The organism is Arthrobacter sp. Z1-9 (assembly GCF_054792695.1).
In genome coordinates, this window is the sequence record NZ_CP096456.1 from 3,962,813 (window position 1) to 3,975,659 (window position 12,847).

Below are 12,847 nucleotides of genomic sequence, written 5' to 3' on the forward strand. Positions count from 1 at the left end.
ATGCTGGATGCCAAGACGATTGAGGCCATCGCGGACGAACTGCTGGAGGCCGGCCGCACCCGCACCCCCGTACCGCGGCTCACTGCCCGCTACCCGCACATGACCGTGGAGGATTCCTACGCGGTGCAGCAGTTGTGGCGGCGCCGGAACGAGGAAGCCGGCCGAACCCTGGTGGGGCGCAAGATCGGCCTCACGTCCAAAGCGATGCAGGCCGCCACGGGCATCACCGAGCCGGACTACGGTGCCATTTTTGACGATATGGTGCTGGAAACCGGCTGCTCGGTCCAATGGGACCAGTACACTCACCCCCGGGTGGAGGTGGAGCTTGCCTTCGTCCTGAAGGACGGGCTCAAGGGTCCCGGGGTCAGCATCTTCGATGTCCTGAAAGCCACCGACTACGTGGTTCCGGCCCTCGAGATCCTCGACTCCAGGATTGAGATGGAGGGCAGGACCATCGTGGACACCATCTCCGACAACGCCGCCATGGGTGCAATGGTGGTCGGCGGCCGCCCGGTGAAGCCGGACGCCGTGGACCTTCGCTGGGTTTCCGCCATCCTCTACAAGAACCAGGCCGTGGAGGAAACCGGTGTGGCCGCCGGGGTGCTGGACCACCCCGCCAACGGGGTGCACTGGCTGGCCAACAAGATCGCCGCCCACGGCGACTCGCTTAAGGCCGGGGACATCATCCTCGCCGGGTCCTTCACCCGCCCGCTGTGGGTTTACAAGGGTGATACCGTCCACGCTGACTACGGACCCCTGGGGAGTGTCACATGCCGCTTCGAATAGAAGACACCTTCCGCGACGCCCTCGCCGCAGCCAACCGGCCGCTGGCCGGAATGTGGGTCTGCTCCGGTAGCCCCCTCATCGCCGAACTCTGCGCCGGATCGGGGCTGGACTGGCTCCTGGTGGACGCCGAACACAGCCCCAACGGGCTCGAATCCATCCTCGCCCAGCTCCAGGCCATCCACGGCTACCCCGTCCACACCCTGGTCCGCCCGCCCGTGAACGACACCGTGGTGATCAAGCAGTACCTGGACCTGGGCGTGCAGAACCTGCTCATCCCCATGGTCAACTCCGTCGCCGAGGCGGAGGCTGCGGTGGCGGCTACGCGCTACCCGCCGCAGGGCGTCCGCGGGGTGGGCTCCGCCCTGGCCCGGGCTGCCCGCTGGAACCGGGTGCCGGACTACCTGGCCCGGGCGAATGAGACCATCAGCGTCACCGTCCAGATCGAGTCGACGGCGGCAGTGGACGCCGTGGCGGACATCCTGAAAGTGGACGGGGTGGACGCCGTCTTCGTGGGACCCTCCGACCTTGCCGCGTCGATGGGCCTGCTGGGCCAGCAGGAACACCCCGAGGTGCGCGCCGCCGTCGAGCACTGCCTCGCCGCAGCCAAAGCGGCCGGAAAACCGGCGGGCGTCAACGCCTTCAACCCCGACACCGCCCGCCACTACCTGGACAACGGCGCCAACTTCATCCTTGTCGGTGCCGACGTCGCTCTCCTCGCCCGGGGCTCCGAAGCCCTCGCGAAGCAGTACATCCAGGAGCCCGACGGCGACACCCCCGCCAGCTACTGATCCTTCCCTTCCTTAAGGACGCTACTTCTATGACAGTTACTTCTGCGCTGCCCCCTGCCATCTCACCGGAGCGTGAAGCCTCCCTGCTCGCTTCCGTGCCGACCGGCCTGCTGATCGGCGGGCAGTGGCGGGACGCGTCCGACGGCGGCACGTTCGACGTGCACGATCCCGCCACCGGGGAGATGCTCGCCACCCTCGCCTCCGCCACGAGCGACGACGCCATCGCAGCCCTAGACGCCGCCGATGCCGTCCAGGCGTCCTGGGCACGGACCGCACCCCGGGTGCGGGCCGAGATCCTGCGCCGGGCCTTTGACCTGGTGACCGAACGGGCCGAGGACTTCGCGCTGATGATGACCCTGGAAATGGGAAAGCCCCTGGCCGAAGCCCGCGGCGAAGTCACTTACGGCGCTGAATTCCTGCGCTGGTTCTCCGAGGAAACCGTGCGTGACTACGGCCGCTACCTCACAACCCCGGAGGGGAAGAACAAGATCCTGGTCCAGCACAAGCCTGTGGGGCCCTGCCTGCTCATCACGCCGTGGAACTTCCCGCTCGCGATGGCCACCCGCAAAGTAGCCCCCGCCGTCGCCGCCGGCTGCACCATGGTCCTCAAACCCGCCAAACTCACCCCGCTCACGGCCCAGTATTTTGCCCAGACCATGCTCGACGCCGGCCTTCCTGCCGGCGTCCTGAACGTTGTCTCCTCCTCCTCGGCTTCCGGTATTTCCGGGCCGCTGCTGAAGGATTCCCGGCTGCGGAAGGTCTCCTTCACCGGCTCCACCCCCGTCGGCAAACGCCTGATGGCCGACGCAGCACAGAACGTGCTCCGCACCTCCATGGAGCTGGGCGGGAACGCCCCCTTCATCGTGTTCGAGGACGCCGACCTGGACAAGGCCGTCGAAGGGGCAATGGCCGCCAAGATGCGGAACATGGGCGAAGCCTGCACCGCAGCCAACCGCTTCCTCGTCCAGGAATCCGTCGCGGCCGAGTTCACGCGGAAGTTTGCCGCTGCCATGGGCGCCCTGGCCACAGGCCGCGGCACCGATCCCAACACCCAGGTGGGTCCGCTCATCGTGGACGGGGCCCGCGACGACGTCCACGCCCTGGTGAGTGCCGCCGTCGACGCCGGTGCCACCGCCATCACCGGCGGCGGCCCCGTGGACGGGCCCGGCTACTTTTACCAGCCCACCGTCCTCGGCAACGTCCCCAATGACGCAGCGATCCTGGGCCAGGAAATCTTCGGACCCGTCGCCCCGGTCACCACCTTCGCCACGGAGGAGGACGCCATCCGTCTCGCCAACGCCAGCGAATACGGCCTCGCGTCCTACTTCTACAGCAAGGACTTCAACCGGCTCCTGCGGGTGGCCGAGCAGATCGAGTTCGGCATGGTCGGGTTCAACACCGGCGTCATCTCGAATGCCGCAGCACCGTTCGGCGGCGTCAAACAATCAGGCCTGGGCCGCGAAGGTGGATCGGAAGGCATCGCCGAATACACCACCACCCAATACATCGGCATCGCCGACCCCTACACCAACTGACATCCCGCCAGTGTTCCGGACAGCATGCCCTGCGTGATGCTTTGGCGTTCTCTCTGCGCCAACTGTCCTGCGCATAAAGACAAGCCTCCGGCACTCCCGGTCAACCAAACTGGGAGCAACCCGCTACGCCGACCGGCTGGCGCCCTTGCTACTCGAAGTGGAGTATCCCTTGGAAACCTACGATGCACTTCTCGCGTCAATTGCCCCCGCTGCCGGCACCGGCCGGACCATTTTCGACCCCGCGACGGGTGAGGCTGTGGGCGAGGCCCCCGTCCACGGCCTTGATTACCTTGAGTCTGCCGTCGCCGCAGCCGTCGCGGCCCAGCCTGCCTGGGCTGCCCTGGGCCACGACGCCCGGTCCGCTGCGCTCCTGAAAGCGGCCGACGCCGTCGAACGCTCCGCCGAGGAACTCGCCCAGCTGCTCTCCCGCGAGCAGGGAAAACCCCTGAACGGCCCCAACGCACGCTTCGAGGTAGGTGCCTGCGTAGCGTGGCTGCGGGCCACGGCCGGCTTGCCGCTGCAGCCTGAAACCATCGTGGACGACGGCGAGACCCGCGCCGAACTGCACTACCGGCCCGTCGGCGTCGTGGGTGCAATCGGCCCATGGAACTGGCCCATGATGATCGCCGTCTGGCAGCTCGCCCCGGCCCTGCGGATGGGCAACGCCGTTGTGGTCAAGCCTTCCGGCAACACCCCACTCTCCGTCCTGGCCCTGGTCAAGGTCCTCAACGAGGAACTGCCGGAGGGCATCCTGGCGGTGGTTTCCTGCGGCCGCGAGGTCGGCGCCCGGCTCACTGACCACCCCGCCATCGGCAAGATCATGTTCACCGGCTCCACCGCCGGCGGCCGCGCCATCATCAAGTCCTCCGCGGACACCGTCAAGCGGCTCACCCTGGAACTGGGCGGGAACGACGCCGGCATAGTCCTGCCCGACGCCGACCCCAAAGCCATCGCCGAAGACCTCTTCTGGGGCGCATTCCTGAACACCGGCCAAACCTGCGCGGCGCTGAAGCGCCTCTACGTCCACGACGAAGTCTACGACGCTGTCTGCGAGGAACTCGTGGCCGTCGCCCGGCAGATGCCGATGGGCAACGGCCTCGACGAGAACAACGTCCTGGGTCCGCTGCAGAACAAGGCACAGTTCGACGTCGTCGCCAACCTCGTGGAGGCGGCCAAGGCTTCCGGCGCACGCGTCCTGCTCGGCGGAAACCCGGACACCACCCAGCCCGGCTACTTCTATCCCACCACCTTGGTGGCGGACATCGACAACAACAACCCGCTGGTAGCCGAGGAACAATTCGGGCCCGCCCTGCCCATCATCCGCTACAGCAGCATTGACGAAGCCGTGGAGAAGGCCAACGGGCTCGACGTCGGCCTCGGCGCCTCGGTCTGGTCCCCCAACCTGGAAGCAGCCCGCGGCGTCGCGGCCCGTATCCAGGCCGGCACCGTCTGGATCAACAGGCACGGCGCCGTGGACCCCCGCATCCCCTTCGGCGGCGCCAAGCAGTCCGGCTACGGTGTCGAATTCGGCGTCGAAGGCCTCAAGGCCCTCGGCATACCCCAGGTCATCAACGGCTGAACCCCAGCCCGCCGTCGCTGCCCCAAGGGCCTGCGCCCCAGGCCTTGGGCAGCGCCCCTACCCCATGGCAGGGGCGGCGGCGGTCTGGCCCGCGAACTGTCGGCGGGCCCACCGGGCGAACTTCTTGCCCTTGCCCTTCCACCAGTTGTCCTCGTCCTTGTCGTGGTGCAGCCGGAAGATGATGGCCATGAGCACGAACATGCCCATCACCACATCGACCCAGGACGCCAGCACCAGGGCAATCAGGACGGTCACACCGTTGGCGATGATCGACGGGACGGCCAGCGTCCGGAAAACCGTGCTGGCCAGGTAGCGCCGGTGTGACCGCGGTACGGACAGGGCGCGCACCATGTCGAAGCACACGCACACCACCACAACGGTTTGTCCCAGCACCAGCAGCATCTGGCCGGGAATCGAGCCGCTGAATGAGGCGACCGCTTCCATCCCCGGGCTCACAGCCCAGCCTTGCTACGCGGATGAAACATAAAAACCCCCAGAAACTTGGAACCACTGCTGCTGATCCAGCAGTGGTTCCATTCAAGTTTCCGGGGCCCGTACCGTCACGAGTAGTGAGTACTCATATTTTCCGGATCGGTGTTGGTTCCCGGTGCTCAAATCAGCAGCGCCTTGCGGACGTCAGCCGCGGATCCGGCGCCGCCTGCCCCTGAGGATGAGACCCTTCCGGCCGAGAGGACGTAGTAGCTGTCCGCGGCCTGCAGGGCAAAGCCGATGTGCTGCTCCACCAGGAGGATGCTCATCCCGTTGCGCTGGGAAAGCTTGATGATGGTCGCTTCTATCTCGGCCACGACGTTTGGCTGGATGCCTTCGGTGGGTTCGTCGAGGATCAGCAGGCGCGGGTCCGTGATGAGTGCGCGGGCGATGGCCAGCTGCTGCCGCTGCCCGCCCGAGAGCAGCCCGGCCCGCCGCGCCAACAATGGCCGGAGCGCCGGAAACATGTCCAGGGCCTCCGCCACGCGCCCGGCGGCGTTCTTCCGCCCGTCCGCCACCAGCTGCAGGTTCTCCAGGACGGAAAGCTGCCCGAACGACTGTTGGCCCTGCGGCACATACGCCATTCCACGGTCCACCCGCCGGTGCGGGCGGAGTGCCGAGATGTCCTCCCCGTCCAGGGTGATGCGCCCCGCGGTGGGTTTGAGGAGTCCGACGACGGCGCGCAGCAGCGTTGTTTTGCCGGCGCCATTGTGCCCCAGGACGGAGACAACGGCGCCATCCGGGACGGTCAGGCTGACTCCGGAGATTACCTGCGTACGGCCGTAACCAGTCTGCAGTTTTTCAATTTCAAGCATCGGTAGCCTCCACTTCCGAGGACCCGAGGTAAACGTCCTGCACCTTTTTGTCCGCCTGCACCTGAGCCACACTCCCCTCACTGAGGACCTTGCCCGCAGCCAGGACAGTGACCGACGTCGCGAACTCCCGGACGAAGTCCATGTCGTGCTCGATCACCAAGGTGATGCGGCTGGCGGCAATGCGGCGCAGCAGCTCCCCGGTTTCCGCGCGCTCATCCTGGCTCATTCCGGCGATTGGCTCGTCCAGGAGGAGGACATCCGAATTCTGGACCAGGAGCATGCCGATCTCCAGCCATTGCTTTTGTCCGTGGGCGAGGATTCCTGCCTTCTTCCCTGCTGCACCCTCCAGCCCGATGATCTCCAGTGCCTCTTCCACCGCCGCGTCCACGGTCTTTCGGCGCCGGAGCAACCGAAGCGGCCCGCGCCCGGAACCGGCAGCGATGTCAAGGTTCTGAAGTACGGAAAGATTTTCAAACACACTCGCGGTCTGGAACGTGCGGCCCACCCCGAGCCGGGCGATCTGATGCACTTTGCGTCCGAGGATTTCCGTGCCGGTGTGGTTCACCGATCCCGTGGCAGGTACCAGCCCGGTGATCGCATCGATCACCGTGGTCTTCCCTGCGCCGTTGGGTCCGATCAGGAACCGCAGGTCGCCCTGGATCACGTCCAGATTGACGTTGTCCACGGCAAGGAATCCGTCAAAGGAGACCGACAGGTCCCGGATTTCGAGGTATTTCGGCCGGCCGTGGCGCAGCCCTCCGGCCCGCGGCTCTCCTTCAGGGAGCAGAGTGGGTGTGGTCATCTGCGGGCCTCCTCAGGCATGGTGGCGTTCTCTTCGGGTTCCGGCGACGGGGCCAGGGAGGACGGCGCCGGGGTTGCCGGCGCCGCCGGCGTTGATGCTGCTGTCCGGAGTCTGCGCCGCCTGCCCAACAGCGCCGGCAGGGAGGCCAGCCCGCCCGGCATGAACCCGATGACCAGGACAAACAACAGGCCCTGGAAGTACACCCAAAAGGAGGGGAAGGTGGAGGACAGGGCGGATTGGGCGGCGGCGACGCTGACAGCGCCAAGGACTGGCCCCAGGAGGGTGGCACGGCCGCCGATTGCCACACCGATCAGGAAGGCAATGGAAGGGATCACGCCGACATCCGCCGGGGAGATAATTCCGACGAGCGGGACGAACAACGCGCCTGCAATGCCTGCCAGCACAGCGGCAACCACGTACGTGACAGTTTTGATGGTGGCCGGGTCGTAGCCCAGGAAGCGGACCCGTTCCTCCTGGTCCCGGACCGCAACCAGCAGTTCGCCGAACCGGCTGTGCATCAGCTGCCGGGCAAGGGCTATGGACAGCAGAAGGACTACCGCCGCGATCAGGTACAGCATCACCTTGTTGTTCGGGTCCTTCAGGTCGAAACCGAAAAATGACCGGAACCCGCTGAGCCCGTTTGAACCACCGGTGGTGGCCTGCTGGCCGATCAGGAATACTGCGAACGCAGCCGCCAGCGCCTGGCTGAGAATTGCGAAATAGGCACCTTTAACACGGCGTTTGAAGACCGCCAGGCCAAGGACAAGGGCCACCAGCCCCGGTATCAGGACCACTGCCAGCAGCGTTACAGCGGGGCTCCGAAACGGTTCCCACCAGCCCGGCACCTCGCCGCTGCCGTAAAGGGACATAAAGTCCGGCACCCCGGAGCCGCCGAAGAGCGAGGCGTCCGCCAGCTTCATGTGCATGGCCATGATGTAAGCGCCAAGTCCGAAGAACACCCCCTGGCCCAGCGTCAGCATGCCGCCGCGTCCCCATGCCAGGCCGATGCCGACTGCCACGATCGCAAAGCAGAGGAACTTCCCCAACAGGCCCAGGCTGAAGACCGGAAGCACCGCGGGTGCAACTCCCAGCAGAAGGACCGCGCCAAGGCCGAATCCGGCCGCAGTACCAATTGGTCCGCGCAATGGGCCCCTCATGCCAGGCTCCTCGTCTTGAGGCTGAAGATGCCCTGTGGCCGAACCTGGAGGAACACCACGATCACGATCAGGATGAGGACCTTGCCGATACTGGCCGTGGTCGAGTACTCGAAGACAGACTGCAGCACGCCCAGTGCGAACGCCGCGATGACAGCCCCCTTGATCTGGCCAATGCCGCCGGCCACTACCACCAGGAAGGCATCCACAATGTAATTGGTGCCGAGGTATGGGCTTGTGGAACCTATGAGGGTGACGGCCACACCGGCTACTCCGGCCAGGCCGGAACCGATAAAGAACGTCAGCTGGTCGCTGCGCCGGGTTGAGACGCCGCTGGTTTCTGCCAGGTCCCTGTTCAGCACAACCGCCCGGATGCGGCGGCCCAGCGGCGTGGACCTGAGGAGAAGGACCAGGCCGGCCAGGCACACCAGCGAGAGCGCCAGGATAAAGAGCCGGGTCAGCGGGATCGGCGCACCCAGCACCTCGATGTTTCCCTGCAGCCAGGCCGGTGCGCGCACGTCCACGCTGGGAGCACCGAAAATGTCCCGCGCTGCCTGCTGCAAAATGAGCGCCACCCCGAAGGTGACCAGGAGCGTGTCCAGGGGCCGGTGGTACATGCGGCGCAACAGCACCGCCTCGAGCACCAGCCCCAGGACACCACCCACCAGGAAACCGGCCGGAACAGAAACCAGCAGTGAAACGCCGGCGTCGGAGATGGCCTGCTGGACCACGAAGGCCGTGTAAGCCCCGGCCATCATGAACTCGCCGTGGGCCAGGTTGATGACCCCCATTTGGCCGAAGGTCAACGACAGTCCCAGTGCTGCCAGGAGCAGCACGGAGCCGAGGCTGAGTCCGGCGAACATCTGCCCTATCAGGAGTTCCATTCCAGCAGGCCTTTCCTCGATGTTTCCGGCTGCCGTTACTTGGCCAGGTCCTTGGCCCAGTCGTACGAGGCCAGGAACGGATCCGGTTCAACTGCCTCGGGTGAGGACCAGACCGTGTCGATGAGCCCCGCCGAATTGATCTTCCCGATCCGGGGGGTCTTGGTGATGTGGTTGTTTTCCCCGTTGACCGTCACCAGGCCTTCGGGTGCTTCGAATGTCACGCCGTCCGCGGCGGCCTGCACCTTGTCCACCTCAAAGGAGCCGGCCTTCTCCACCATGGCTTTCCAGAGGTACAGCGACGTGTAGGCGGCTTCCATGGGGTCGCTCGTCACGCGCTCAGCGCCGAACTTCGCTTTGAAGGCGGCGACGAACTTCTTGTTGGCCGGGGTATCGAGGGTCTGGTAGTAGTCCCAGGCGGTCAGCTGCCCTTCCACATTGTCCAGGCCGACGCCGGGGACTTCCTCCTCGGCGATGGAAACAGAAACCACGGGCATGGTGTCAGCCGTCAGGCCAACGCTCTTGTACTGGCGGAAAAAGGCCACATTGCTGTCGCCGTTGAGGGTGTTGAAGACTGCGTCGGCTTTGGAGTCCCGGACTTTGTTGACGATGGTGGAAAATTCCGTGGAGCCGAGCGGGGTGTATTCCTCGCCGAGGATTTCGATGCCCTTGGCGGCAGCGTACGCCTGGATGATCTTGTTCGCCGTTCGTGGGAAGACGTAATCGCTGCCCACCAGGAAGAGGGATTTGGTTCCCTGCTCGGCCAGGTAATCCAGGGCTGGAATGATCTGCTGGTTGGTGGTGGCACCGGTGTAGAAGATGTTCTTCGAAGATTCCAGGCCTTCATACTGCACCGGATAGAACAGCAGTGCGTCGTTGGCTTCGAACACGGGGAGCATGGCTTTGCGGCTCGACGAGGTCCAGCCACCAAAAACGGCGGCAGTGCAATCCTGTTGGATCAGCTTTCCGGCGCGCTCGGCAAACTTCGTCGGTTCGCTGGCGCCGTCCTCACTGACCACCTGGAGCTGTTTGCCCAGGACGCCGCCGGAAGCATTTATTTCCTCGGCAGCCAGGGTCAGGGAGTCGAAGACCGTGCTCTCGCTGATGGCCATGGTGCCGGAAAGGGAGTTGATGAAGCCTACTTTGATGCTGCTGCCCGACGTGTCCACACAGGACGTGCCGGTGCTGGCGGTGGAGCCTCCGGATGCCGGATCCGCAATTTGGCTGCCACAGCCTGCCAGGACTGTGGCCATGGCGGCCGCCGCCAGGGGAAGGAAAGCGCGTTTGTTAACCGAAACCCTCATGTGTACCTGCTTCTCACTCCGCCGCTGCGTGGGCAGCGGCTCGCCTCCGAGGTCCTGGGAAGTGACCCCTTGCGAGAAATGTAGGAGCGGTTTGTTTCGGTAGCTGCGACAGTTGGTTTCGAGCCCATTTCGTCCCGGCTCCGAGTGCCGGCCGGACGCAAGGTGCGCTGTAGAAAGTGCCCATAAAACCCGGGAGAAGCCGGGAAATGAAAGTTAACTTACGGGAAACGTGGAACGGGCGTAACGTTGCCCGCTGGCCGGACATAAACCAGCGCGCAGCCCCATAAGCACACGCTCTGACCTGCGGCTACACCAAGCGGCGGGAGCTACTGTCCGATCGCGCGGGGCCGCCAGAGCACCACGGCCTGCGAGCGGGGACGGGGGCGCTGGCCGCGTGCCAGGCTCACCACATCTCCCGCTGCGCCTGCAGCGAAGATCCGTGAATCGAAAGGCTGCGGGCGCCGGCTGAGTTCCTCAGCCAGCTCCGAAACCCGGCGCTGCAGGGCAGCCACCTGGTTTTCGAGTTCCAGGATCCGCTTGATGCCTTCCAGCGAGACGCCTTCCTGGGACAACCGCTGCACCTCGCGCAGCATGTTGATGTCCCGCTGGGAGTAGCGGCGGGACTTCCCGGGCGCGCGGCTGGGCGAGACGATGCCCAGCCGGTCGTACTGCCGGAGTGTCTGGGGGTGCATGTCCGCCAGTTCAGCCGCCACCGAGATCACGAAGATCGGCTGGTCTGAGTTGATGTCCACGGCTCACCCCGCTGCTAAAGCCGGGCCTTGGCGGCCAGGCCCTCTCGGACGTCAGCTCCGGCCGTGGCATCGGCAAACGCCTTGACCGCGGCTTCGGCTTCCTTGTTCAGGTTCTTGGGAACGGCGACGTCGATGGTCACCAGCAGGTCACCGGTCCCCTTGGACGTCTTCACGCCTTTGCCCTTGACACGGAGGGTACGGCCCGACGGCGTACCGGCCGGAACGCGGACCCGTACCTTTTCGCCCTCGATGGTGGGCACTTCAATGTCGGCGCCCAGGGCAGCCTCGGGGAAGGTGACGGGAACGTGGATGCGCAGGTTGTCGCCGTCGCGCGTGTAGAACTGGTGCGGCTGGACCGAAACGGACACCACCAGGTCACCGTTGCCGGCGGCACCGGGCTGGCCCTTGCCGCGGACGCGGACTTTCTGGCCGTCCTTGATGCCTGGGGGCACGCGGACGTCGATGACCTCGCCGCTGGGTTCCCGCAGCCCGATGGTGGTGCCGCGAATGGAACCGGCGAAGGAAATACTCGTGGAGGCAGTACGGTCAGCGCCCTTCTGCGGCGTCCGCTGGAAACCCGTCTGCCCAAAGCCGCCGCCGAACAGGTCCGCGAACTCCGGCGGGATGCCGCCCGCGGAGGGGTTGAACCCGCCGGCGTGGCGTCCGGTGTTGCCCGTGAACAGGCCGCCGAACATGTCCTCGAACCCGCCGTTCCCTGCACCGGCGCCGCCGGGAGCAAAGCGGGCCCCGCCGCCCATGGCCCGGATGGCGTCATACTGCTGGCGCTCTTCCGGATCGGAAAGTACAGAATAAGCCTCGGAGATGTCCTTGAACTTCTTCTCGGAAGCAGAGTTCCCCGAGTTCGTATCAGGGTGGTGCTGCCTGGCCAGCTTCCGATAAGCCTTCTTAATGTCGGCGTCGGAAGCGTCCTTGGCGATACCAAGGATCGCGTAAAAGTCCTTGTCCACCCAATCCTGGCTAGCCAATGGCGTTTCCTTTCTCGTTCAAACCTAAGTGCTCGGCGCTAGTGACGCTCCGCTGGATAGGGGGCCGTGCCCGCTCCGCGGTGCCCGCCACGCCGCGGCCCCCTATCCAGCTGCGCTTCGCTTGTCCCACCTTAGGCGAGACAACCGCCGAGCGACGGACGGATAAGGGGGCCCGGGAGTGGCATCGGGCCTGCCGGAGCTGGGTGGCCAAGGATCGCAGATCCTTGCCACCCAGCGGAGGGGCGGGGCCCCCTTATCCGTTCGGCGCGACTCTCAGCGGACTAAGCCGGAACGGCCACGATGACCTGCGCGGCCCGGAGGACGCGGTCGCCTGACTTGTAGCCGGAGCGGAGTACCTGGCTGACGGTGTCAACTTCGATGTCCTCGCCGGGCTGCTGGATGAGGGCCTCGTGGATCGTGGGATCGAACTCCACGCCGGTCTCATCGATGCGTGCCAGGCCGTAGGTCTTCAGCGCGTTCTCCAGCTTGGTGGCGATCGCGGCGAAGGGGCCGTCGGCGAGGTCGCCGTGCTGCCGGGCGGCGTCGACGTCGTCCAGGACCGGAAGCAGGGAGTTCAGGACGCCGATGACGGCCATCTCCCCTGCCACGGCGCGGTCGCGTTCCACGCGCTTGCGGTAGTTGACGTACTCAGCCTGCAACCGGAGGAGGTCGTTCTTCAGCTCGGCCGCCTCAGTGGTGGCTGAGCCTGCCGGAACCCCCTGGGCCACGGATTCCTCGGCCGGCACGTCGATGCCGTTGAGGATCTCCTCGGCCTGGGCCAGCGCGTCGCCGTCGGAATCCGTTGCCTCGGAACCGGCGCCCGGGGCGGACTGGCCGCCCTCCTGGTGCCGGGCCTGCCCGGTCACCGGGTCAACCTTGCGGTTGTCCCGGATGACGGGTTCCTGGTGGCCGTTGACCTGCTGCTCCTGGCCCGCGGATGAGATGTGCTCTTCCTCGTTACCGTGGTGCGGCATGG

13 protein-coding genes are annotated in these 12,847 nt (G+C 65.8%); 4 read left to right on the forward strand and 9 right to left on the reverse strand.

Annotation, left to right across the window (positions count from 1 at the left end; all coding sequences use genetic code 11):
- The 4 genes from hpaH to M1D93_RS18340 all read left to right on the forward strand — a co-directional run bounded on the left by hpaH (position 1) and on the right by M1D93_RS18340 (position 4,688).
- On the forward strand, positions 1-786 hold the full coding sequence (hpaH, locus tag M1D93_RS18325) for a 2-oxo-hept-4-ene-1,7-dioate hydratase (RefSeq protein WP_461172879.1): 786 nt from the start codon (positions 1-3) through the stop codon (positions 784-786).
- A complete protein-coding gene (locus M1D93_RS18330) occupies positions 771-1,574 on the forward strand; it encodes an HpcH/HpaI aldolase family protein (protein WP_461172880.1) in 804 nt (267 codons plus the stop codon). Before hpaH ends, M1D93_RS18330 begins: the two co-directional genes overlap by 16 nt.
- A gap of 29 nt (positions 1,575-1,603) precedes the next feature.
- Positions 1,604-3,109: an NAD-dependent succinate-semialdehyde dehydrogenase gene (locus M1D93_RS18335; protein WP_461172881.1), complete on the forward strand. Its 1,506-nt coding sequence runs from the start codon at positions 1,604-1,606 to the stop codon at positions 3,107-3,109.
- Positions 3,110-3,278: 169 nt separating this feature from the next.
- Positions 3,279-4,688 carry an aldehyde dehydrogenase family protein gene (locus tag M1D93_RS18340; protein WP_461172882.1) on the forward strand — a complete coding sequence of 470 codons (1,410 nt, stop codon included), beginning with the start codon at positions 3,279-3,281 and terminating at the stop codon, positions 4,686-4,688.
- 57 nt (positions 4,689-4,745) lie between these two features.
- Here M1D93_RS18340 and M1D93_RS18345 read toward each other — a convergent pair whose 3' ends face one another.
- The 9 genes from M1D93_RS18345 to M1D93_RS18385 form a co-directional block, all read right to left on the reverse strand.
- Positions 4,746-5,132 carry a hypothetical protein gene (locus tag M1D93_RS18345; RefSeq protein WP_461175063.1) on the reverse strand — a complete coding sequence of 129 codons (387 nt, stop codon included), beginning with the start codon at positions 5,130-5,132 and terminating at the stop codon, positions 4,746-4,748.
- 167 nt (positions 5,133-5,299) lie between these two features.
- The gene (gene urtE, locus M1D93_RS18350) at positions 5,300-5,992 is read right to left on the reverse strand and encodes an urea ABC transporter ATP-binding subunit UrtE (protein ID WP_461172883.1); all 693 of its coding nucleotides are present in this window, start codon (positions 5,990-5,992) and stop codon (positions 5,300-5,302) included.
- Complete coding sequence (gene urtD, locus M1D93_RS18355) at positions 5,985-6,794, reverse strand: urea ABC transporter ATP-binding protein UrtD (protein WP_461172884.1); 810 nt, start codon at positions 6,792-6,794, stop codon at positions 5,985-5,987. The genes urtE and urtD overlap by 8 nt, the downstream gene beginning before the upstream one ends.
- Entirely contained in the window at positions 6,791-7,951 is a 1,161-nt protein-coding gene (gene urtC / locus M1D93_RS18360) for an urea ABC transporter permease subunit UrtC (protein ID WP_461172885.1), read from the reverse strand. Before urtC ends, urtD begins: the two co-directional genes overlap by 4 nt.
- Positions 7,948-8,832, reverse strand: coding sequence for an urea ABC transporter permease subunit UrtB (gene urtB / locus M1D93_RS18365; protein WP_461172886.1), 885 nt, complete (start codon positions 8,830-8,832; stop codon positions 7,948-7,950). The genes urtC and urtB overlap by 4 nt, the downstream gene beginning before the upstream one ends.
- A 35-nt stretch (positions 8,833-8,867) precedes the next feature.
- Positions 8,868-10,133, reverse strand: coding sequence for an urea ABC transporter substrate-binding protein (gene urtA / locus M1D93_RS18370; protein WP_461172887.1), 1,266 nt, complete (start codon positions 10,131-10,133; stop codon positions 8,868-8,870).
- A 326-nt stretch (positions 10,134-10,459) separates the two neighbouring features.
- The gene (locus M1D93_RS18375) at positions 10,460-10,885 is read right to left on the reverse strand and encodes a heat shock protein transcriptional repressor HspR (protein WP_387547714.1); all 426 of its coding nucleotides are present in this window, start codon (positions 10,883-10,885) and stop codon (positions 10,460-10,462) included.
- 14 nt (positions 10,886-10,899) lie between these two features.
- Positions 10,900-11,871 (reverse strand): DnaJ C-terminal domain-containing protein, encoded by a 972-nt coding sequence (locus M1D93_RS18380; protein WP_461172888.1) that lies wholly within the window; start codon positions 11,869-11,871, stop codon positions 10,900-10,902.
- 281 nt (positions 11,872-12,152) lie between these two features.
- Positions 12,153-12,845, reverse strand: coding sequence for a nucleotide exchange factor GrpE (locus M1D93_RS18385; protein WP_461172889.1), 693 nt, complete (start codon positions 12,843-12,845; stop codon positions 12,153-12,155).
- Positions 12,846-12,847: the final 2 nt, after the last annotated feature.